Origin of the sequence: Pseudomonas sp. P135 (assembly GCF_020312125.1) — a bacterium.
GTDB lineage: Bacteria > Pseudomonadota > Gammaproteobacteria > Pseudomonadales > Pseudomonadaceae > Aquipseudomonas > Aquipseudomonas fragariae.
The window spans coordinates 149,777-171,419 of sequence record NZ_JAGPYR010000003.1 but is presented as its reverse complement, the minus strand read 5'-3'; the positions used below and the strand labels follow the sequence as shown (position 1 = coordinate 171,419).

Sequence of the window (21,643 nt, the reverse complement as noted above, 5' to 3'; positions counted from 1 at the left end):
TCACGCCCTACACTTCGCGGGTCTTTTGTTCAGGATCAGCCCGTGACCTCCAGCATCTTCTGGTACGACTACGAAACCACCGGTATCAACCCGCGCAATGACCGTGCGCTGCAGATGGCCGGAATTCGCACGGATACCGACCTCAATGAAATCGCGCCGCCGGTCAATCTGCACTGCCAGCTCAGCGATGACATCCTGCCTCATCCTGTCGCCTGCATGATTACCGGAATCACTCCGGCCACGCTGGCAGAAAAAGGCTTGTGCGAGGCCGATTTCATGACGCGCGTACATGCCGAGCTGTCTGCGCCGGGTACCTGTGGCGCGGGTTACAACACCTTGCGTTTCGATGACGAAGTCACGCGCTACAGTTTTTATCGCAACTTCTTCGACCCCTATGCACGCGAATGGCAGGGGGGCAACAGTCGCTGGGATCTGATCGATGTCGTGCGGGCCGCCTATGCATTGCGCCCCGATGGCATTGTCTGGCCGGAACAGGACGGCCGGGTCACGCTGAAACTGGAGCGGCTGACGGCTGCCAACGGTATTGATCATGGACAGGCGCACGATGCGTTATCCGATGTCCGTGCAACGATTGCTCTGGCACGTTTGATTCGTGAAAAGCAGCCGAAGCTTTATGACTATCTGTTCGCCTTGCGCAGTAAGCAGAAAGTCCAGGAACAGGTTCGCCTGATGCAGCCTCTGGTGCATATTTCGGGACGCTTTTCTGCGGCGCGCAATTACCTGGGTGTGGTGCTGCCGTTGGCCTGGCACCCGCATAATCGCAATGCGCTGATCGTGTGTGATCTGCACCTGGATCATGCACCGTTGTTGCACGAGGACGCTGAAATACTCAAGCGCCGTTTATATACGCGGCACGATGCGCTGAGCGACGGCGAATTGCCCGTGCCGCTCAAACTGTTGCATATAAACCGTTGCCCGGTGATCGCGCCGCTGGGGGTGCTGCGCAGCGAAGATCAGCAGCGGCTGCAACTGGACATGGCCGGCTATCAGGCACGCGCAACGCAATTGAGTGAAAACCGCGAAGTTTGGCACGGTAAACTGGCTGCCATTTACGGCAAGGACGATTTCGCCGCAAGTGAAGATCCCGAACAGCAGTTATATGACGGTTTTATCGGGGACCGTGATCGTCGACTGTGTGAGCAAGTTCGACAGGCCGAGCCAGAACAACTGGCGCGTGATGCGTGGCCGTTTGATGATGCCCGATTGCCTGAATTGTTATTCAGGTATCGCGCTCGTAACTTCCCTGACACCTTGAGTGGCGAAGAGCAAACACGCTGGCGGGATTTCTGTCAGCAGCGCTTGCGCAACCCGGAATGGGGCGCTCCCAACACCCTGCATGACTTTACGGCCGCATGGGTAGAATGCTCCCTTAGTGCCGGGCCAGAGCAGCTGGAGGTGTTGCGGCAGTGGCAGGATTACGCACACAGGCTGAGTAACCGTCTGGGCGTATAAAAAATACCGGGCAATAAAAAACGCCAGCAGGCTGGCGTTTTTTCAATCGCAATGAACCGCGACCTGGTGAAGCTTAGCCCAGCAAAGTGGCCCAGCTTTCAACGTCGTCGCTGCCCCACTTGGCTTTCCACTCTTTCAGCGTCTTGTGGTTGCCGCCTTTGGTTTCGATGACTTCACCGTTGTGCGGGTTCTTGTATTGCTTGACCTTACGGGCGCGCTTGGTGCCGGCAGGTTTAACAGCGCCGCCACGAGGGGCCTTGTTTACCTTGGCATCCGGATCCAGCAGGGCAATGATGTCACGCAGCGACTTTTGGTATTCGCCCATCAGCGTGCGCAGTTTGCCTTCGAATTCCAGCTCGGTTTGCAGTTTGTCGTCTTGCGACAGGTTCTTCAAACGGGCTTGCAGTTCTTTGATGGCTTCTTCTGTAGCGCGGTATTCGTTGATCAGGGACATGAGGAGACCTTATGTTGTGAGGGTTGCAGGGATACAGTGCGGCAATAATAGTCACTGTAAATGAGCAAGTAAACATTAAATAAAAGTTTTATTTGAATTATTTAGCAATATACACACGTCCTACAGACGCCTGAACTAGGGACGCGTCACGCTTCCTTCAAAAGATCGCCGCTATAAAGCCCTTCTTATTACAGGTTTTGTTTAGCGGTGCGCACCCGGAAAACGCATACTGGCACGGTGCAATCTTTGGCCTTGGCGGTGTGCTTTTTCGGCCTCTGCATTCAGGCAACAGAGATACTGCAGTTTTGCTGCGCAGCCGCTAGAATAGCGGCTTTGCGAAGTTCTGGAGTTTCCCCCAATGCGCACTTTTCGTCTGGTGATTGCTTGCCCGGACCGTGTAGGCATCGTTGCCAAAGTCAGTAACTTTCTGGCGTCCCATAACGGCTGGATCACCGAAGCGAGTCATCACTCGGACAATCTCAGCGGCTGGTTTTTCATGCGTCACGAGATCCGTGCCGACACCCTGCCTTTTGATCTGGACGGGTTCCGTGAAGCCTTCACGCCGATTGCCGAAGAATTTTCGATGGACTGGCGCATTACCGACTCGGCGCAGAAGAAGCGCGTCGTGCTCATGGCCAGTCGCGAATCACACTGTCTGGCCGACCTGCTGCACCGCTGGCACAGTGACGAACTCGACTGCGACATCGCCTGTGTGATTTCAAACCACCAGGACCTGCGCAGCATGGTCGAGTGGCATGACATCCCTTACTACCATGTTCCGGTTGACCCGAAAGACAAGGAGCCGGCATTCGCCGAAGTGTCGCGTCTGGTCGGTCATCATCAGGCCGATGTCGTGGTTCTCGCGCGCTACATGCAGATTCTGCCGCCACAGTTGTGCCGTGAATATGCCCATCAGGTCATCAATATCCACCACAGCTTCCTGCCATCGTTCGTGGGTGCCAAGCCGTACCATCAGGCCTCGTTGCGCGGCGTCAAGCTGATCGGCGCGACCTGTCACTATGTGACCGAAGAGCTCGATGCCGGTCCGATCATCGAGCAGGACGTCGTGCGCGTCAGCCATCGTGACAGCATCGAAAACATGGTGCGCTTCGGTCGCGACGTGGAAAAGATGGTGCTGGCCCGCGGCCTGCGCGCTCATCTGGAAGACCGTGTGCTGGTTCACGACAACAAGACAGTCGTCTTCGGCTGATCTATCTTTTCGGGAGCGCGTCTGTCGCGCTTCCGACTCAGCTGTCGGCAATGGTGTAACGCGCAAGGTGACAGCCAATGACCGATCCTCTCGACAAAGCCACTTCCACCGCTCCGGCAACGCTTGGCGAGGGCTGCCTGAGCCGCTATGACCCTGCGGAACTGACTGCGGAAAATGGCACTGAGTTCGACGGTGCCGCAGCACTGTGGCGCGAGCTGCAGCAAGCGCAAGCGCCTGGTGAAGGGCTTGAGGAGGAGGGGGAGCAAGAGGATAAGTGAGTCAAACCCTTGAGCGGTGCAAGGCATGCACCGCCCGAAGGGTTTTAGGCTCTTTACGAAAAGTGGCTGCGCTCGGTGATGCTTCGTTAAAAACAGGCTCGGATGCGAGTCCAATCGGAATGCTCATTTACAACACGTAGAGTCGATCGCGACCCCGGCCGTTCCTCGCCTGTTTTTGCCTCGCCTGACCTTCGCTCGCCGACTTTTCGTACAGAGCCTAGATCAGGCCAGGGCCTTGGAAGCCAGCCAGAACAGCGCTGCGGACAAGGCGACCGTTGCCGGCAGGGTCAGCACCCAGGCCAGCAGGATGGTGCGCACGGTTCCGCCCTGAAGGCCGCTCTTGTTGGCGACCATGGTGCCGGCCACACCCGACGACAGAATGTGCGTGGTGGACACCGGAAGGCTGAACACGTTGGCCAGACCGATTGCGCAGGCGGTAGTGATTTGCGCGGACATGCCTTGTGCGTAAGTCATGCCCTGCTTGCCGATCTTCTCGCCGATCGTCAGGACTACACGCTTCCAGCCGACCATGGTGCCGATACCCAGCGCCAGTGCGACCGCCAGAATCACCCAGAACGGTGCGTACTCGGTGGTGGTGGTCAGGTCCTTGCGAAGCTTCTCCAGATCGGATTTTTCACGCGCTGACAGGTCTGGAAGTTTGCCGACCTTGCGGGCGGTGTCGTCCAGGCACAACAGATAGCGACGCACTTCGATGCGGCTTTCAGGGGCCAGCGCGTGGTAGTCGGACACGCCCTTCAGGCGGTCGAGCAGCGCGTCGATGGTAGGTTCGGTCTGCTTCGGATTACACGCGGAGCTGGACGGCAGGTCGCCTTTTTCGGCTTTGCCCATGGCCAGATATTCGCCCAGCGTGCTGCTGTTGCGCTGATAGAACTGGCTCAGATGCTGGGTCGCATCGCGGGTACGTTCGATCTGGTAGGTCGTGCTGGTCAGGTCAAGCACGAACTGGCTGGGCACGATGCCGATCAGCACCAGCATGATCAGGCCAATGCCTTTCTGGCCGTCATTCGAACCGTGTACGAAGCTGACTGCCATGGCGGAAATGACCAGTACCAGACGGTTCCAGAACGGAGGGTGCTTCTTGTCGTCCAGCTTGCGGCGCTGGTCAGGGGTCTTGTGCATCTTCGACAGCGGGCGCCACCATTTCAGGGCAACCAGCACCAGACCCGCAACGATAAAGCCGGCCAGCGGCGAGAACACCAGCGAAGCGCCGATATCGATCGCTTTCTGCCAGTTCACGCCATCGGCCAACGGGATATCGTTGAGCAGGGCATTGGCCAGACCCACACCGAGTATCGAGCCGATCAGCGTGTGCGAACTGGAGGCCGGAATACCGAAGTACCAGGTCCCGAGGTTCCAGGTGATGGCCGCCGCCAGCAGCGAGAACACCATGGCCAGGCCATGTCCGGTGTTGACGTTGATGAGCAGTTCGACCGGCAGCAGATGGACGATGGCATAGGCAACGCCCACGCCGCCCAGCAACACGCCGAGAAAGTTGAATACACCGGAGAAGAACACGGCCAGATGAGGCGGCATTGCTTTGGTGTAAATGACTGTCGCCACCGCGTTGGCGGTGTCATGAAAGCCGTTGATGAACTCGAAGGTGAGGACGAAAGCCAGGGCGAGCAACAGGCTCACAAGCACCCAGGCATCAAGCCCGCTGAATAAATCGATCATGTAGGTTTTCTGACCGGGTCTGAAGGGGGCGCGATTATGACAGAAAAAATACCGAACGACTTGTCGTCACCGCGAGGTGTCGCCTCAAACCAAAAAAAAGACGCATGAGCGCCGCCCCGTTGAATGCTCAATGAGGCCGTGAGGCGTGTAATTCCGGGTGCTGGAAGTCGAAGACGTAATCGGGCAGGGATCATCGGACCCGTGCTGTTACGGCTCTTCTTTCAGGCCTTCTTCCATCTTTTGCAGTTCTTGCTTGAACGCCTGGTCCAGCAGGCTGGCTCTCTTGCGCCAGGGCTTGCGTTCCGGTTCCGGTTGCGCGGCGTAGGTGGTGATTTCACCGCCGTAGACATCCTTGTAGCGTTGTTCCTGGCGCTCAAGTTCCGCGCGCAGTTCATCTTTAGTCACTTTAATACCTGATCGAGTCGAATGGGCTCTGGCGATGACGCAAAACAGTGCAAGTATGTTCACTCCAGTCTGGCTGTATACCCAATACAGTCAGCGACCTGTTCGGGCGATTGCGCGAAAGGGTTACTGGACATGCCTGTTGTTGTCTGCGGCTACGTGCACCAGAGAGAAATACCTGTCGTAGCGACACACGTTTGATTTCAAGCACAGGGCTTGCGCTGGCAGGCTTGCTGATGGTCTCGCGGCGATGGTGCACCGTGACAACGCTTCGACAGGACAGTCGAGGCAGAAATCGGGTGAATGGATCAATCGTTGCGAGGGTATTGCCAACCAACTGACCGATACTATCTCCAAGAACTTCTGCTACGTCAACAACAGAGGTTGAATGAGTTCACAGGTCTGGTTTTTTTGTACGATTGTTCCGAAGTTTCAGTGAGCCGTTTATATGACATAAGTTTTATAAAACAGTTTTCATTTTCGACGACAAAATGTTGGCGAAGAAATTCACCGTTTTTTATATGCAGGATGTGTGGAGTTGCGCGGCGGGCGCTGATCGAGAGCGGGAGGGGGAGGGTGTCGCGAGCATCGGGCACACAGCAAGCGCCTGAGTAATGAAAACGGCCTTGCTTGGTGAGCAAGGCCGCTGCCTTGGACTTCTCAGTGGGTACCTGACCAGTATTTCCAAGAAGTCACTTCATGGCAGAGGTAAAGGTATAAGTATATTTACATGGGGTCAATTGCGATTATCGGCCACCTGTTCGATAATCGCACAACCGGGGGTTGGCTTCGCTCCCCTGCAAAGAGCTGAAACCTGCGGTTTACAGGGCCTGAAAGGCAGTTACATAAGGTGTGTCAATGAACGACGAACTGCGTAAATCTTTTGCCTCATTGGCACCGCCCATCGTGGCGTCGCCCGCAAAGCGCATTCAGGCGCTGACCGGTGATCCGGATTTCATGACCTCGCTGGCGCGTGGGCTGGCCGTGATTCATGCCTTTCAGGAGCGCAAGCGGCACCTGACCATTGCGCAGATCAGCCATCGCACGGAGATCCCCCGTGCGGCAGTGCGTCGTTGTCTGCACACCCTGATCAAGCTCGGTTATGCGACCACTGACGGCCGTACCTACTCGCTACTGCCCAAGGTGTTGACGCTGGGCCACGCCTATTTGTCATCGACGCCACTGGCAACCTCGTCGCAGCCTTATCTGGACCGTATGAGCGACCAGCTGCACGAGGCGTGCAACATGGCCACGCTGGAAGGCGACGACATTCTTTATATCGCGCGCTCTGCCACCACGCAGCGGCTGATCTCGGTCGACCTTTCCGTGGGCGGTCGTCTTCCCGCGTACTGCACGTCCATGGGCCGCATTCTGCTGGCCGCACTGGATGACGTGTCGTTGCATGAATACCTTGACCATGTCGATCTGCAGCCCAAGACCAGCCGCACCATTCGCACCCCGGAAGCCTTGCTCGAATGTCTGCAACTGGTTCGGCAACAGGGCTGGTGCATTGTCGATCAGGAACTGGAACAGGGGCTGCGTTCAATTGCGGTACCGGTCTATGATGCGTCGGGCCAGGTGCTGGCGGCGCTGAATGTCAGCACCAGCGCCGGACGTGTGGCACGCAGCGAGCTGGAACAGCGCTTTCTGCCGATCATGCTCGATGCCAGTCGCGACTTGAGTACGCAGCTGTTTACCTGAAGTGGCCGTGTTTTGGCTGATTGAATTTGTTCGATTACCGAACGTTTAGTCGATTATCGGATTGTTTGCCCTCTTGCTCAGGCATAACCTCATTTTCATTCCGGCGCAGGTCTTCGCGCTGATCATTGAACGTGATGTTGGGTTCGGAGCACCTCATGGCAGACATTCTTTCTCTACGCGATGCGGTGAAGCAACTGGTCAACGATGGCGACACCGTTGCGCTGGAAGGCTTCACTCATCTGATCCCCACGGCCGCTGGCCATGAAATCATCCGTCAGGGTAAAAAGGACCTGACCCTGGTGCGCATGACTCCCGACCTGATCTACGACCAGTTGATCGGCGCCGGTTGTGCGAAGCGGCTGATTTTTTCGTGGGGCGGCAACCCTGGCGTTGGCTCCTTGCACCGTTTGCGCGATGCCGTTGAAAAACAGTGGCCGCGCGCGATGGAAATTGAAGAGCACAGCCATGCCGACCTCGCCAACGCCTATGTAGCCGGTGCGTCCGGTCTGCCGTTCGCTGTGCTGCGCGCTTACGCCGGCTCTGACCTGCCCAAGGTCAACCCGCTGATCAAGACCGTCACCTGCCCGTTCACCGGTGAGGTGCTGGCAGCGGTGCCTTCGGTGCGCCCGGACGTGACCGTGATTCATGCACAGAAAGCCGACCGCAAGGGCAACGTGCTGTTGTGGGGCATTCTCGGTGCGCAGAAAGAAGCCGCGCTGGCTGCACAGCGCTGCATTGTGACGGTGGAAGAAATCGTCGATGACCTGAACGCCCCGATGAACTCCTGCGTGCTGCCGACCTGGGCGCTGAGCGCTGTGTGTCTGGTGCCAGGCGGTGCTCACCCGTCTTATGCGCACGGTTACTACGAACGTGACAACCCCTTCTATCAGGCCTGGGACCCGATCGCCAGAGACCGGGAGACCTTCACCGCGTGGATCGATGAATACATCCACGGCACCGCAGATTTCAGTGAATTCCAGAGCAAGCTGGCTCGCGCTTCGGAGGCCAAACAATGACTTACTCCACCAGTGAAATGATGACCGTCGCCGCAGCCCGTCGCTTGCGCAATGGTTCTGTGTGCTTCGTCGGCATCGGCCTGCCTTCGAAGGCGGCGAATCTGGCACGTCTTACCTCTGCGCCTGACGTGGTACTGATCTACGAGTCCGGTCCGATTGGTGCCAAGCCCACGGTGTTGCCGCTGTCTATCGGCGATGGCGAGTTGGCTGAAACCGCAGACACAGTGGTATCCACCAGCGAAATCTTTCGTTACTGGCTGCAGGGCGGTCGCGTCGATGTCGGCTTTCTCGGCGCAGCGCAGGTCGACCGCTTCGGCAACATCAACACCACCGTGGTCGGTGATTACCACCATCCCAAAGTGCGTCTGCCGGGCGCCGGTGGTGCGCCGGAGATCGCTGGGTCGGCCAAGTCAGTGCTGATCATTCTCAAGCAGTCGGCGCGTTCGTTCGTCGACAAGCTGGATTTCATCACCTCGGTCGGCCATGGCGAAGGCGGCGATTCGCGCAAGCGTCTGGGCCTGCCCGGTGCCGGCCCGGTGGGCATCATCACCGACCTGTGCATCATGGAGCCGGAAGCCGGCACCCACGAGTTCGTCGTGACTACGCTGCACCCTGGCGTGACCCGTGAGCAGGTTATCGCCGCAACCGGTTGGGCGATCCGCTTTGCCGACACCGTTGTGGTCTCCGAAGAGCCTACCGAGGTCGAGCTGACGGCGCTGCGTGATCTGGAAGCACGGACTGCCGCGGCTCACGGTCAGGTTGCAGGAGAAGCGTGATGCGTGAAGTGTTTATTTGCGATGCGATTCGTACGCCCATCGGTCGCTTTGGTGGCGGGCTGTCTTCAGTGCGTGCAGACGACCTGGCGGCGGTGCCGATCAAGGCGCTGATGGAGCGCAACCCGTCGGTCAACTGGGAGGAGATCGACGAAGTGTTTTTCGGCTGTGCCAATCAGGCCGGCGAGGACAACCGCAACGTTGCGCGCATGGCCGCACTGTTGGCCGGGCTGCCACAAAGCGTACCGGGGGTCACCCTCAATCGCCTGTGCGCGTCCGGGATGGACGCCATCGGCACCGCTTTCCGGGCCATCGCGTCAGGTGAAATCGAGCTGGCAATCGCCGGAGGCGTCGAGTCGATGTCCCGCGCGCCCTTCGTGATGGGCAAGGCCGATGCCGCGTTTTCGCGCAACATGAAGCTGGAAGACACCACCATCGGCTGGCGCTTTATCAATCCGGCGATGAAAGCACAGTACGGCGTGGACTCAATGCCCGAGACGGGCGACAACGTTGCAACCGACTTCAGGATTTCTCGAGCCGATCAGGACGCTTTCGCCCTGCGCAGCCAGCAACGCACTGCCGTTGCCCAGGCTGCGGGCTTTTTCGAGGAAGAGATCGTGCCGGTGCGAGTCGCGCACAAAAAGGGCGAGACCCTTGTCGACAAGGATGAGCATCCGCGTGGCGATACCAGTCTGGAAACCCTGAGCAAACTCAAGCCGGTCAACGGCCCGGACCGCACGGTGACTGCCGGTAACGCGTCCGGGGTCAACGACGGTGCTGCTGCGCTGATTCTGGCGTCGGCCGAAGCGGTGAAAAAGCATGGCCTGACGCCGCGTGCCCGCGTGCTCGGCATGGCCAGCGCGGCGGTTGCACCTCGGGTGATGGGCATTGGCCCGGTGCCAGCGGTGCGCAAGCTGGTCGAGCGTCTGGGCCTGGCGGTGACTGATTTCGATGTCATCGAACTCAATGAAGCGTTTGCCAGCCAGGGGCTTGCGGTCTTGCGCGAACTGGGTCTGGCCGACGATGCACCGCAGGTCAATCCCAACGGCGGGGCGATTGCCCTCGGCCACCCGCTGGGCATGAGCGGCGCGCGGCTGGTGCTGACGGCGCTGCACCATCTGGAGAAAACCGGCGGGCGCAGAGGCCTGGCAACCATGTGCGTCGGCGTCGGGCAGGGGCTTGCACTGGCCATCGAGCGGTAAACCCTCCTGCTTCAACCTGTTGTCCAGCAACCCGGATCGTTTGTCTGCCTCCACGAAAAGGCGGGCTGATGATCCGGGTTGTTGTTCGTCCGGGCGCGGAATGTTCAACGATACCGCTATTCCTGTCGGCTGAATTGGCCTGACTGATTGTGCTCGATTAAAGACGGTGTTACAGATTGTTTCTTATGGACAGTTCTGCTTGGGGAAAATAATGACTACAACATCAAAAGCACCGCATTACACCGGCGAGGAGCGAAGCAAAAGAATTTTCGCGATTGTCGGCGCCTCATCCGGCAACCTGGTCGAATGGTTCGACTTCTATATCTACGCTTTCTGCGCAATTTATTTCGCACCGGCTTTCTTTCCTTCCGATGATCCGACCGTTCAGTTGCTCAACACCGCGGGTGTGTTTGCCGCTGGCTTTCTGATGCGTCCGATTGGCGGCTGGCTGTTTGGTCGTGTCGCGGACAAACATGGGCGCAAGAACTCCATGCTGATTTCGGTCACCATGATGTGTGCCGGATCACTGATCATCGCCTGCCTTCCAACCTATGCATCGATTGGTGCCTGGGCGCCGGCCTTGCTGCTGATGGCGCGCCTGCTGCAAGGTCTGTCGGTAGGTGGCGAGTACGGCACCACGGCCACCTACATGAGTGAAGTGGCGCTGCGTGGCCAGCGCGGCTTTTATGCTTCGTTCCAGTACGTGACCCTGATCGGCGGGCAATTGCTGGCCGTGTTGACGGTGGTCATTCTCCAGCAATTCCTGACCACCGAAGAGCTGCGTGACTACGGCTGGCGCATCCCCTTCGTGATCGGTGCTGGCGCTGCGGTCATCGCCTTGCTGCTGCGTCGCACCCTCAATGAAACCACCACGGCCGAAAGCCGGCAGGATAAGGACGCGGGCAGTATTGCGGCACTGTTCAAGCATCATGCTGCGGCCTTCATCACCGTGCTGGGCTACACCGCCGGTGGCTCGCTGATTTTCTACACCTTCACGACCTACATGCAGAAATACCTGGTCAACACCGGGGGCATGGAAGCCAAGACCGCCAGCTACATCATGACCGGCGCGCTGTTTCTGTACATGTGCATGCAGCCGTTCTTCGGCATGCTCGCGGACCGCATCGGCCGTCGCAATTCGATGCTCCTGTTCGGCGCGCTGGGTACGCTGTGTACAGTGCCGATCCTGATGACGCTCAAGACCACCACCAACCCGTTCATTGCCTTCGTGCTGATTACCCTGGCGCTGGCGATCGTCAGCTTCTACACCTCGATCAGCGGGCTGGTCAAAGCCGAAATGTTTCCGCCACAGGTTCGTGCGCTGGGCGTAGGGCTGGCGTATGCGGTGGCCAACGCGGTGTTCGGCGGCTCGGCTGAGTGGGTTGCCCTGAAGCTCAAGAGTGCCGGAATGGAAAACAGCTTTTACTGGTACGTGACGGCGATGATGGCGGTAGCGTTCCTGTTCAGTCTGCGTTTGCCCAAAGAGCCCAAGTACCTGCATCAGGATCACTGATCGCAGGTGTGTTTCGGCCATAAAAAAACCCACCTGATCAGGTGGGTTTTTTATGCACTGCAATCAGAACAACTGAACCGAAGGCTTCTCCTTGGAGATGGTTTCGGTCTGCCCGGTTCTTTCATACCAGCCGCCGCCGAGGGCCTTGTACAGGTTGACCTCGCTGGTCAGCTGCGACAGGCGGTCGGTGATCAGCGTTTGTTGCGCACTGAACAGCGAGCGCTGGGCGTCGAGGAAGGTCAGGTTGCTGTCGATGCCGATCCGGTAGCGACGCTCGGCCAGACGGTAGTAATCCTGGTTGGCCGCGACGAAGTCACGTTGCGCCTGGAGCTGCTCGTCATAGGTCTTGCGCGAAGCCAGACCGTCGGACACTTCCTGGAAGGCGGTCTGAATCGCCTTCTCGTAGTTGGCGACGCTGATTTCCTTCTGGATTTTCGAGTAGTCCAGGCTTGCGCGCAGGTTGCCGGCGTTGAAGATCGGGATGTTGATGCTTGGCTGGAACAGCCAGGCGCCCGATCCGCCCTTGAACAGGCCGGACAGCTCGCTGCTGCTGGTCCCGGCACTGGCCGTCAGGCTGATGCTCGGGAAGAACGCTGCACGTGCCGCGCCGATGTTGGCGTTGGCCGCCTTGAGCGAGTGCTCGGCCTCGAGAATGTCCGGACGACGCTGCAGCAGGTCGGACGGCAGGCCTGCCGGCATTTCGGTCAGCATGTCGGAATCGAGCAAGTGGCTGGCCGGCAGGTTGTCGGGCAGGCTGGTGCCAAGCAGCAGCACCAGGCTGTTCTGATCCTGGGCAACCAGGCGCTGGTACTGGGCCAGTTTGGCGCGCGCGCTTTCGACGGCGGTGCGCGACTGGCTCAGGTCCAGTGCCGAAGAAACGCCGACTTCGCTGGCGCGCGAGGTCAGACGGAAGCTTTCTTCGTAGGTCTTCAGGGTGTCCTGCGTCAGCTTGAGCAGTTCCTTGTCGGCCTGCCAGGTCATGTAGGCATTGGCGACGCTGGCCACCAGACTGATCTGGGTGCTGCGACGCGCTTCCTCGCTGGCGAAGTAGGTCTCCAGCGCCTGCTCGCTGAGGCTGCGGACCCGGCCGAAGAGGTCCAGCTCGTACGAGCTGACACCCAGGGTGGCCGAGTAGCTGCTGGTGATGCCTGGCTGACCGGTCTGCGACTGATCACCCGGCACGCGCTGACGTGAGCCGCTACCGGTGGCCGAAACAGCAGGGAACAGGTCCGAGCGCTGGATACGGTACTGGGCGCGGTAGGCGTCGATGTTCAGCGCCGCAACCCGCAGGTCACGGTTGTTGAGCAGTGCAGTCTGAATCAGCTGTTGCAGCGCCGGGTCATTGAAGAAGTGCCGCCAGCCTTGCTCCGCGGCGGCCATTTTGGCGCCTTCGACCGGCGAGTACGCCGGCCCTTGCGGATATTGTGCCGCGACCGGTGCTTGCGGCTGCTTGTAATCGGGGATCAAAGAGCAGCCGCCGAGAATGAACGCGGTAACTGCAAGTGAGATCAATGACTTGCTCATTGGCCAGCCTCATCGTGTGAAATATGTTTCTGCTTGCTCTTGAAGAGCCCTGAAACCGTTACGAAGAACAGGGGCACCCAGAAGATCGCCAGAATAACTGCGGTGATCATACCGCCAATTACGCCAGTACCGATCGAATGCTGACTACCCGAACCTGCGCCCGAGGAAATCGCCAGCGGCACAACGCCAAGGATGAAGGCCATGGAGGTCATGATGATCGGGCGCAGACGCATGCGGCAGGCCTCGATCGCCGCGTCGACCAGGCTCTTGCCCTGTTCGTGAAGCTCTTTGGCGAACTCGACGATCAGAATGGCGTTTTTCGCCGCCAGACCCACCGTCACCAGCAACCCGACCTGGAAGAACACGTCGTTGGACAGACCGCGCAGGCTGGTTGCCATCAGTGCACCGATAACCCCCAGTGGCACCACGAGGATGACCGCGATCGGAATCGACCAGCTTTCATACAATGCCGCCAGACAGAGGAACACGACCAGCAGCGACAGGGCATACAGGGCAGGGGCCTGTGAACCGGACAGGCGTTCCTCGTAGGACAGACCGGTCCACGAGATGCCGATACCTTGCGGCAGCTTCTTGGCCAGCGCCTCGACTTCGTTCATCGCGTCGCCGCTGCTGTAGCCAGGGGCTGGAGTACCGAGTACTTCCTCTGCCGCCACGCCGTTGTAGCGTGACAGTTTCGGCGAGCCGTAGGACCATTTGCCGCTGGCGAAGGCCGAGAACGGCACCATCTCGCCCGCGCTGTTGCGTACGTACCATTTCTTCAGGTCTTCAGGCGTCATACGCGCACCTGCATCGCCCTGGATGTACACCTTCTTCACACGGCCACGGTCGATGAAGTCGTTGACGTAGCTGCCACCCAACGCGATGGACAGGGTGTTGTTGATGTCCGACAGGGTGATGCCCAATGCACTGGCGCGCTCGTCGTCGATGATCAACTGGTATTGCGGTTCGTCGTTCAGACCGTTCGGACGCACGCCCGCCAGAATCTTGCTCTGTGCAGCCATGCCGAGGAACTGGTTACGCGCTTCCATCAGCTTGTCGTGACCCACGCCGCCCTGATCCTGCAGGTAGACGTCGAAGCCTGTGGCGTTACCCAGTTCGAGTACCGAAGGCGGGACGACCGCAAACACCATCGCGTCGCGCAGGCTGAAGAAATAGCCTTGAGCCCGCTTGGCCAGTTCGAAAACGCTGTTGTTGGAATCACGCTCTTCCCACGGCTTGAGCATCACGAACGCAATCGCCGAGCTTTGACCGCGGCCCGCGAAGTTGAAGCCGTTTACCGAGAACACCGACTTCACCGCGCCGCTTTCCTTGGTCAGCAGGTACTCACGCATCTGATCGATGACTTCCTGCGTGCGCTCGGTCGAGGAGCCGGCCGGTGTCTGGATCTGGGCGAAGATAACGCCCTGGTCTTCTTCCGGCAGGAACGCAGCCGGAATACGCATGAACATGAACACCATGCCCGCGCAGATCAGTATGTAACCCAGATACGCAGGCCACTTGTGCTTGAGCATGTTGCCGACGCCGCGCTCGTAACTCAGAACGCTGCGGTCGAAGGTGCGGTTGAACCAGCCGAAGAAACCCCGTTTCGGTTGTCCGTGCTTCTCGTGATCGATGGGCTTGAGCATGGTGGCGCACAGCGCCGGGGTAAAGATCAGCGCAACCACGACCGACAGGGCCATGGCCGAGACGATGGTGATCGAGAACTGCTTGTAGATCACCCCGGTGGAGCCGCCGAAGAACGCCATCGGCAACAGAACCGCCGACAGCACCAGGGCAATACCGACCAGTGCACCCTGAATCTGTGTCATGGATTTGATCGTGGCGTCGCGCGGGGAGAGCTTTTCCTCCTCCATGACCCGCTCGACGTTTTCCACCACCACAATCGCATCGTCCACCAGCAAGCCGATGGCCAGCACCATACCGAACATGGTCAGGGTGTTGATGGTGAAACCGAAGGCCGCGAGGATGCCGAACGTACCCAGCAAGACCACCGGAACCGTCATCGTGGTGATGATGGTTGCGCGGAAGTTCTGCAGGAACAGGTACATCACCAGGAACACCAGCACGATCGCTTCGATCAGGGTGTGCACCACGCCGTTGATCGATTCGCTGACCACCGGTGTCGTGTCATACGGATACACGACTTTCATGCCAGGCGGGAAGAACGGCTCCAGCGAGGAAACGGTCGCGCGGATGGCCTTGGCGGTGTCCAGCGCGTTGGCGCCGGTGGCGAGCTTGATCGCCAGACCGGAAGCCGGTTTGCCGTCGAACTGCGAGTCGGTGCTGTAGTTCTCTGCGCCCAGGCCGACCGTGGCGACGTCTTTCAGGCGAACCTGCGAGCCGTCGGTGTTGACCTTGAGGAAGATGTTGCCGAACTGCTCGGCGGTCTGCAGACGGGTCTTGCCGATGATCGTGGCGTTCAGTTGCTGACCGCTGATCGATGGCAGGCCGCCCAACTGGCCGGACGACACCTGGACGTTTTGCGCGGTGATCGCGTCTTTCACGTCCACCGGGGTCAGCTGGAAGTTGTTCAGCTTGGCCGGGTCCAGCCAGATACGCATGGCGTACTGCGAACCGAACACCTGGAAGTCACCCACACCGGAGGTCCGCGAGATCGGATCCTGCATGTTCGACACGATGTAGTTGGCCAGGTCTTCCTTGCCCATGCTGCCGTCTTCCGACACCAGACCGATCACCATCAGGAAGTTCTTCACTGCCTTGGTGACGCGGATACCCTGTTGCTGCACTTCCTGTGGCAGCAGCGGGGTCGCGAGGTTGAGCTTGTTCTGCACCTGAACCTGCGCCGTATCCGGGTTGGTGCCCTGATTGAACGTCGCAGTGATGGTCATGCTGCCGTCGGAGTTACTTTCCGAGCTGACATAACGCAGGTTGTCGATACCGTTGAGCTGTTGCTCGATCACCTGAACCACAGTGTCCTGCACCGTCTGGGCAGACGCGCCCGGATAGGTGACCTGGATACCGATGGCGGGCGGTGCGATGCTCGGGTACTGGTTGATCGGCAGGCTGGAAATCGACAGCGCACCGACCAGCATGATCACGAGGGCAATAACCCAGGCAAAAATGGGTCGATCAATAAAAAATTTCGACATGGGTTATTCCCCTTTGCTGCCTGCGGCTTTATCAGTGGCCGGGGCAGGTGCCGGGTTTGCTCCTTTGACGTTGGTCGCTTCGGCGACTTTCACTTCGGCGCCTGGTTTGACGTACTGCAGGCCTTCGGTGATGACGCGATCACCTTCTTTCAGGCCGTCTTCGATCAGCCAGTCGCTGCCCACGGTGCGATTGGCCACCAGCGTACGCATTTCAACCTTGTTGTCCTGATTGACGACCATGGCGGTCGGCGTGCCTTTCAGGTCGCGGGTCACACCTTGCTGCGGTGCCAGGATGGCCTTCGAATTGACGCCAGCCTGCAATTGGGCGTGAACGAACATGCCCGGCAGCAGACGGTGCTCAGGGTTCGGGAACACGGCACGCAGGGTCACGGAGCCGGTGGTCTGGTCAACCGACACTTCGGCGAATTCCAGTTTGCCTTCCTGGCCATAGACGCTGTTGTCTTCCAGGGTCAGCTTGACCTTGGCCGCGTTGTCGCCGGCTTTCTGCAGCTTGCCGCTGTCCAGATCGCTGCGCAGCTTGAGCATGTCGGCAGACGACTGCACCACGTCGACATAGATCGGGTCGAGTTGCTGGATGGTTGCCATCGCATCGGTCTGCGCGCTGCTCACCAGTGCGCCTTCCGTCACCGCGGAGCGACCGATACGACCGGAAATAGGTGCCAGCACCTTGGTGTAGCGCAGGTTGATCTGGGCGGTCTGCAGGGCTGCCTGAGCTTCCTGGGTCGATGCCAGCGCCGTGTCGTACTCCTGACGGCTCACTGCCTGCTCGCTGACCAGTTGCTTGTAGCGATCGGACATCGACTTGGCGGACTGCAGGGTGGCCTTGGCGCTGTTGGCGTTGGCTTCATAGACAGCCGGGTCGATCTGGTAGAGCTGCTGACCGGCTTTGACATCGCCACCTTCGGTGAACAGACGCTTGAGAATGATGCCGTTGACCTGAGGGCGAACCTCGGCGACGCGGAATGCGGTGGTCCGGCCCGGCAGCTCGGTGGTCAGGGTATAGGGCTGTGCTTTGATGGTAACGACGCCTACCTGAGGGGTTTGCGCAGGCGGGGCGGCCTGTTCCTTCTTGCTACAGCCACTGAGCAGGGTTGCCAGGGCGATGGCAGTGACCAGAACGGTAACAGCTGGCTTGAATTGCATGAAGATCCTCGGGGCAGGAGCCTGTTTTCTCAACAGTACGTTGAAGTGTTAAAAAATATTTCGGCTAGATAAGTAGCATGCTAAGGAATATACTTACATTCGCGGCTGTTTGTAAACACCCGCTGTGCGCATTCGGCCACTATTCAGGAAGCCGGCAGCCAATTCGGGACAAGGCGAGACAAATGCCGCCCGGCCATATCTCGAGGCATGACGCAAGACGCGTGCCTGAGGTGAATTTTTTGAGGTCTTATTGCCATGGTTCGTCGCACCAAAGAGGAAGCTCAGATCACTCGCAGCCAGATTCTGGAGGCTGCCGAGCAGGCTTTTTATGAGCGAGGCGTCGCCCGCACCACGCTGGCCGACATTGCAACCCTTGCCGGTGTGACGCGAGGCGCCATCTATTGGCACTTTAACAATAAGGCCGATCTGGTGCAGGCCATGCTCGACAGTCTTCAGGAACCCCTCGACGAAATGGCGCAGGCCAGTCAGAGCGAGGAAGAGGAAGACCCGCTGGGCTGCATGAGAAATCTGTTGATTCACCTGTTTCATGAGCTCGCACTGGACCCGAAAACCCGTCGCATCAATGAAATCCTGTTTCACAAGTGCGAGTTTACCGACGAGATGTGTGATTTTCGTCGTCAGCGCCAGGACAACGCCATACAGTGCCACGATCGGATCACCCTGGGGCTGAACAATGCCGTACGCCAGGGGCAGCTACCCAAAAGGCTGGACACTGCGCGCGCTGCAGTGGCCCTGTTTGCCTACGTCAACGGCATCATCTATCAATGGCTGCTGGTTCCGGACAGCTTCTCGCTGCCTGCAGAGGCCGAGCAACTGGTCGACGTGTGCCTGGACATGCTGCGTTTCAGCCCGACGTTGCTGATCGATAATAACCGCTCGACAGTGGGTGCCTGACTGAACATGACCGGCGGGGCAACCGCCGGTTCCGCCTGCCAGCGACGCTGTGCAGAGCCTGACTCCGATTCGTGCCTCTTATAGAGTGTGTTTACCGATCGTTTGCCGGTATTCATTGATTGCGCCCACCGTGCAGGTATCAGCGAGCGTTGATCTGACAAGATATTGTAGGAAGCAGGTAGGACATTTCCTGATACATGTAGCTGATTTCCCAAAGTAAATTCCGAGTATTGCCCCGCAGGAAAACTCCCTTCACTCTTCGCCTCCTGAAAGAATCAGAAGAGAGGAAGGTTGCATGTTTTTGCCGAATCTTGCGCCTATGTGCCTTGAAATCATCGCCAGTTACGCTGATGTCCACTCGAGCTGGCAGGGCCATGGCTACCCAATGAGTGGGGACATTTCCGGCGTGACCGAAACCTGCGAAGGGCATGCAGGTACGCGCAAAAACCTGACCCCCGCGACTGATGGGAGGGCGGGGCATGTCGGACACTGCAACTGATGCTGTGAGGTTATTGGCCAGGGTTACGCAACAGTCCGAACGCGTGGCCATGGATTCCGTGTTGGGCACACCGGTCATACGGTTGGGATTGATCACTACGCTGTATTTTCGCAATGGCCACACCGTGGAGATGAAGCGTCGCGTCGAAGCCTGTTTTTCGCGCTTTTACGATGCGTTCAAAACCAGACTCAAATGGCAACTCTTCAAACGCATGCGCCGCCTGAGTGGCTCCGGTTTCGCCTCGACCCGGCGTCAGATTGTCGAGAGTCCGCCAGACGAGCAGTTCATCTGGTCTATCGCCAGCGCCACTCAGGCTGAAGTCGCCACCTATAGCCTGTTCGTGATGAACACCTCAGAGGGGCAGGCCGAAAACGATCGATCGTGTCTGAAAATGGTTCTGCCCTGGTCATACCTGACCGAGCCCGACGGCTTGAAACATTACGAGGAGTGGATCAGGTACCTCAGCAGCGAACTGCAGGCCGAGCACGGTTTTGGTGGTCTTGCTTGTGTGTTGCCTTGCGATGGCCATCAGTATTTGCCGTGGGAATTCCGGCTTGCTCAGGATTTTAGCGGGCTGATGGTCGACCCCGGCCCGCACATTGAAAGCCTGCGTCTGCTGGACCGCATCAAGGGCGTCAGCTGGTACACCGTGCTCGGTGATGCGTTCGTCAGGCAGTTGGGGGGCAGCGACAAAATGCGCGGCGAGATGAGTGCGCACAGTGAGATCGTTTTCCACACCTATCGCAACGGCCTGATCATTCGCGCCGGCGAGGTGCCTGAGCTGGGCGGGCGAGGGCTGCCGCCGCCAAAGCCTTATGTGACGGTCAACAGGATGATCAAGCCGATTCGCCTGCAGGACACCGGCAATCTTCATCCCTACCTGGCTCCCGGAATCGGTTTTACCGATGAGACCACTGCGCAGTGGTATGCGCGATTCGATGAAAAGCCGCTGCCGCCGGTCGATGCCGGGCAAGCATGCCCTCGCTCAGGCAGCTGGTTCAGCAGCGCACAGTCCGGCTCCCGTCGACACTTCGATGAGGGTGAACTGATGCCTGCGTTTGCCCATATAAAGAGCAAGAAAACGCAATGGTTCTGGGCCGGGATGCCTTCCTGAGCCGGAAAGGCCGATCAGTCCCGTCCTCGCAATAATGTATTGGGCATCACTGCGGCTGCCGCAAGACCGAGCAGCGAAATGGCCGCGCTGGTGATCAGCAGGTTTCTGAAGGTCACTGCCAGTTCGGTGCGCAGGGTTTCCAGCGCGGGGCCGGTTGCCGCGTTCAGACTGTCGAGCAGGACGTTGCCGGAGCTGCCTTCGCTACCCAGCGCTCCTGCGCCGAGTTGGCCGACCCCGGTGTGCTGCAACATGGCCAACAGCAGCGCCGACATCAGTGCCACGCCCACTGCACCACCCAGTGAGCGGAACAGATTGGTCGTGCTGGTCGCCACGCCCATATCCCGGGGCTGAACCGAATTCTGAGTGCCGACCAATGACGTGGGGAACTGCATGCCGGTAGCAACACCGGTGAGGACCATGAACAGGCTCATCACTATCAGCGATTGCGGCGGCGTGAAGGCCATGCCCAGAATCGCAACCGGCATCAACAGCGCACCGGTCAGGATCAGCGGCTTGTAGCGCCCGGTATGCGCGGTGCGTCGCCCGGCAAAATAGGCGCCCATCGGCATGCCAATCGCCAGTGGAAGCAAGTGCAGGGCGGCGCTGTCTGCGCCGCCCCCGGTAACGGTCTGGTAACGCAGCGGCATCAGGACAATCAGGGAGATGGCCTGAAAACTGGTGAAGAACACGGTGCACCAGCACAGCACGGCGCTCTTGTTGGTGAACAGATGCATGGGCAGCAACGGTTCGGCAGTGCGACGTTCGTACCAGACGAAAATGGCCAGCGTCAGCAGGGCCGTGCCCAGTAACAACTGAACCTCGGCATCGCCCAGGCCATGACCCTGGCCAATTTCGGTAATCCCCAACAGCAGCGCTGTCAGGCCGATGATCATCAGCACGGTACCCAGGTAATCGATGATCGGCTTGCGCTGCGGCACCGGCAGGCCAACCAGGGTCCGATACGCGACGATCAGCGCAGCGGCCCCCAATGGCAGATTGATCAGGAACACCCAGCGCCAGGACAGGTATTCAGTCATCAGGCCGCCAAGCACCGGCCCGGCGACGCTGGCCACGGCGTACATGCTGCTGAAATAACCCTGATAGCGGCCACGTTCGCGAGGTGGAACGATGTCGGCGATAATCGCCTGGCTGACCGAAACCATCCCGCCCGCGCCGATGCCTTGCAGGACGCGCGCCAGGACCAGTTGTTCCATGCTCTGCGCCAGGCCACAGAACAGCGACGCCAGGGTAAAAATCCCCAGCCCGAACAGCATCAGTTTACGGCGCCCGTAAAGATCGCCGAGTTTGCCGTAGATCGGCACGGCCACGGTCAGCGACACCATGTAGGCGGATATGACCCAGGCCAGTAGATCGATGTCTCTGAACTGGGCAGAGATGGCGGGCATCGAGACCGCGACGATGGTTTGGTCCAGCGCGCTGAGCAGGACTGCCATCATCAACGCAAACAGGATGCTGCGGATGGCCGGAGGCGTTTGATTAAGACTGGTCAAGGCAAAACCTGATGGCAGTGTTGACCCGCCGCAAGTGTGGCGGGAGAGTCTGGCCAGTCTAATCCGAT

At 59.1% G+C, this 21,643-nt stretch carries 17 protein-coding genes; 10 read left to right on the top strand and 7 right to left on the bottom strand.

Annotated features, from left to right (window positions below; translation table 11 throughout):
* Window positions 1-42: 42 nt before the first annotated feature.
* Window positions 43-1,473 (top strand): exodeoxyribonuclease I, encoded by a 1,431-nt coding sequence (sbcB, locus tag KBY08_RS05595; RefSeq protein ID WP_054091832.1) that lies wholly within the window; start codon window positions 43-45, stop codon window positions 1,471-1,473.
* A gap of 73 nt (window positions 1,474-1,546) precedes the next feature.
* Here the strand turns inward: sbcB and mvaT are convergent, their stop codons facing one another.
* Window positions 1,547-1,927 (bottom strand): histone-like nucleoid-structuring protein MvaT, encoded by a 381-nt coding sequence (gene mvaT / locus KBY08_RS05590; RefSeq protein ID WP_002554971.1) that lies wholly within the window; start codon window positions 1,925-1,927, stop codon window positions 1,547-1,549.
* A 358-nt stretch (window positions 1,928-2,285) separates the two neighbouring features.
* Here mvaT and purU point away from each other — a divergent pair, with 358 nt between their 5' ends.
* Together purU and KBY08_RS05580 are read left to right on the top strand one after the other, a co-directional pair.
* Entirely contained in the window at window positions 2,286-3,137 is an 852-nt protein-coding gene (gene purU, locus KBY08_RS05585; protein ID WP_003406331.1) for a formyltetrahydrofolate deformylase, read from the top strand.
* A gap of 77 nt (window positions 3,138-3,214) precedes the next feature.
* The gene (locus KBY08_RS05580) at window positions 3,215-3,415 is read left to right on the top strand and encodes a hypothetical protein (protein ID WP_011268790.1); all 201 of its coding nucleotides are present in this window, start codon (window positions 3,215-3,217) and stop codon (window positions 3,413-3,415) included.
* Between the two features lie 222 nt (window positions 3,416-3,637).
* Here the strand turns inward: KBY08_RS05580 and KBY08_RS05575 are convergent, their stop codons facing one another.
* Together KBY08_RS05575 and KBY08_RS05570 are read right to left on the bottom strand one after the other, a co-directional pair.
* Window positions 3,638-5,110, bottom strand: coding sequence for an inorganic phosphate transporter (locus tag KBY08_RS05575; protein WP_003363847.1), 1,473 nt, complete (start codon window positions 5,108-5,110; stop codon window positions 3,638-3,640).
* 207 nt (window positions 5,111-5,317) lie between these two features.
* Complete coding sequence (locus KBY08_RS05570) at window positions 5,318-5,515, bottom strand: hypothetical protein (protein ID WP_002554967.1); 198 nt, start codon at window positions 5,513-5,515, stop codon at window positions 5,318-5,320.
* A gap of 855 nt (window positions 5,516-6,370) precedes the next feature.
* On the opposite strand from KBY08_RS05570, the gene pcaR reads away from it, so the two are divergent.
* The 5 genes from pcaR to KBY08_RS05545 all read left to right on the top strand — a co-directional run bounded on the left by pcaR (window position 6,371) and on the right by KBY08_RS05545 (window position 11,717).
* The gene (gene pcaR / locus KBY08_RS05565) at window positions 6,371-7,213 is read left to right on the top strand and encodes a pca regulon transcriptional regulator PcaR (RefSeq protein ID WP_003363842.1); all 843 of its coding nucleotides are present in this window, start codon (window positions 6,371-6,373) and stop codon (window positions 7,211-7,213) included.
* A gap of 155 nt (window positions 7,214-7,368) precedes the next feature.
* On the top strand, window positions 7,369-8,229 hold the full coding sequence (locus KBY08_RS05560; RefSeq protein ID WP_024641851.1) for a CoA transferase subunit A: 861 nt from the start codon (window positions 7,369-7,371) through the stop codon (window positions 8,227-8,229).
* A complete protein-coding gene (locus KBY08_RS05555) occupies window positions 8,226-9,005 on the top strand; it encodes a CoA-transferase subunit beta (RefSeq protein WP_003406327.1) in 780 nt (259 codons plus the stop codon). Before KBY08_RS05560 ends, KBY08_RS05555 begins: the two co-directional genes overlap by 4 nt.
* Window positions 9,002-10,204 (top strand): 3-oxoadipyl-CoA thiolase, encoded by a 1,203-nt coding sequence (gene pcaF, locus KBY08_RS05550; RefSeq protein ID WP_172452242.1) that lies wholly within the window; start codon window positions 9,002-9,004, stop codon window positions 10,202-10,204. The genes KBY08_RS05555 and pcaF overlap by 4 nt, the downstream gene beginning before the upstream one ends.
* A gap of 211 nt (window positions 10,205-10,415) precedes the next feature.
* Window positions 10,416-11,717: an MFS family transporter gene (locus KBY08_RS05545; protein WP_024650600.1), complete on the top strand. Its 1,302-nt coding sequence runs from the start codon at window positions 10,416-10,418 to the stop codon at window positions 11,715-11,717.
* A gap of 63 nt (window positions 11,718-11,780) precedes the next feature.
* Here KBY08_RS05545 and KBY08_RS05540 read toward each other — a convergent pair whose 3' ends face one another.
* Genes KBY08_RS05540 through KBY08_RS05530 form a run of 3 tightly spaced genes read right to left on the bottom strand, consistent with a single transcriptional unit; the run spans window position 11,781 to window position 17,536 of the window.
* Window positions 11,781-13,241 (bottom strand): AdeC/AdeK/OprM family multidrug efflux complex outer membrane factor, encoded by a 1,461-nt coding sequence (locus KBY08_RS05540; protein WP_011268788.1) that lies wholly within the window; start codon window positions 13,239-13,241, stop codon window positions 11,781-11,783.
* Complete coding sequence (locus KBY08_RS05535) at window positions 13,238-16,372, bottom strand: efflux RND transporter permease subunit (RefSeq protein ID WP_011268787.1); 3,135 nt, start codon at window positions 16,370-16,372, stop codon at window positions 13,238-13,240. Before KBY08_RS05535 ends, KBY08_RS05540 begins: the two co-directional genes overlap by 4 nt.
* A 3-nt stretch (window positions 16,373-16,375) precedes the next feature.
* A complete protein-coding gene (locus KBY08_RS05530; RefSeq protein WP_024650601.1) occupies window positions 16,376-17,536 on the bottom strand; it encodes an efflux RND transporter periplasmic adaptor subunit in 1,161 nt (386 codons plus the stop codon).
* A gap of 255 nt (window positions 17,537-17,791) precedes the next feature.
* Between KBY08_RS05530 and KBY08_RS05525 the strand changes: the two genes are divergently transcribed.
* Complete coding sequence (locus tag KBY08_RS05525) at window positions 17,792-18,451, top strand: TetR family transcriptional regulator (RefSeq protein WP_003406317.1); 660 nt, start codon at window positions 17,792-17,794, stop codon at window positions 18,449-18,451.
* Between the two features lie 479 nt (window positions 18,452-18,930).
* Window positions 18,931-20,064, top strand: coding sequence for a DUF3396 domain-containing protein (locus tag KBY08_RS05520; protein ID WP_024639163.1), 1,134 nt, complete (start codon window positions 18,931-18,933; stop codon window positions 20,062-20,064).
* A 14-nt stretch (window positions 20,065-20,078) separates the two neighbouring features.
* Here KBY08_RS05520 and KBY08_RS05515 read toward each other — a convergent pair whose 3' ends face one another.
* Window positions 20,079-21,575, bottom strand: coding sequence for an MDR family MFS transporter (locus KBY08_RS05515; RefSeq protein ID WP_003406314.1), 1,497 nt, complete (start codon window positions 21,573-21,575; stop codon window positions 20,079-20,081).
* Between the last annotated feature and the right edge of the window lie 68 nt (window positions 21,576-21,643).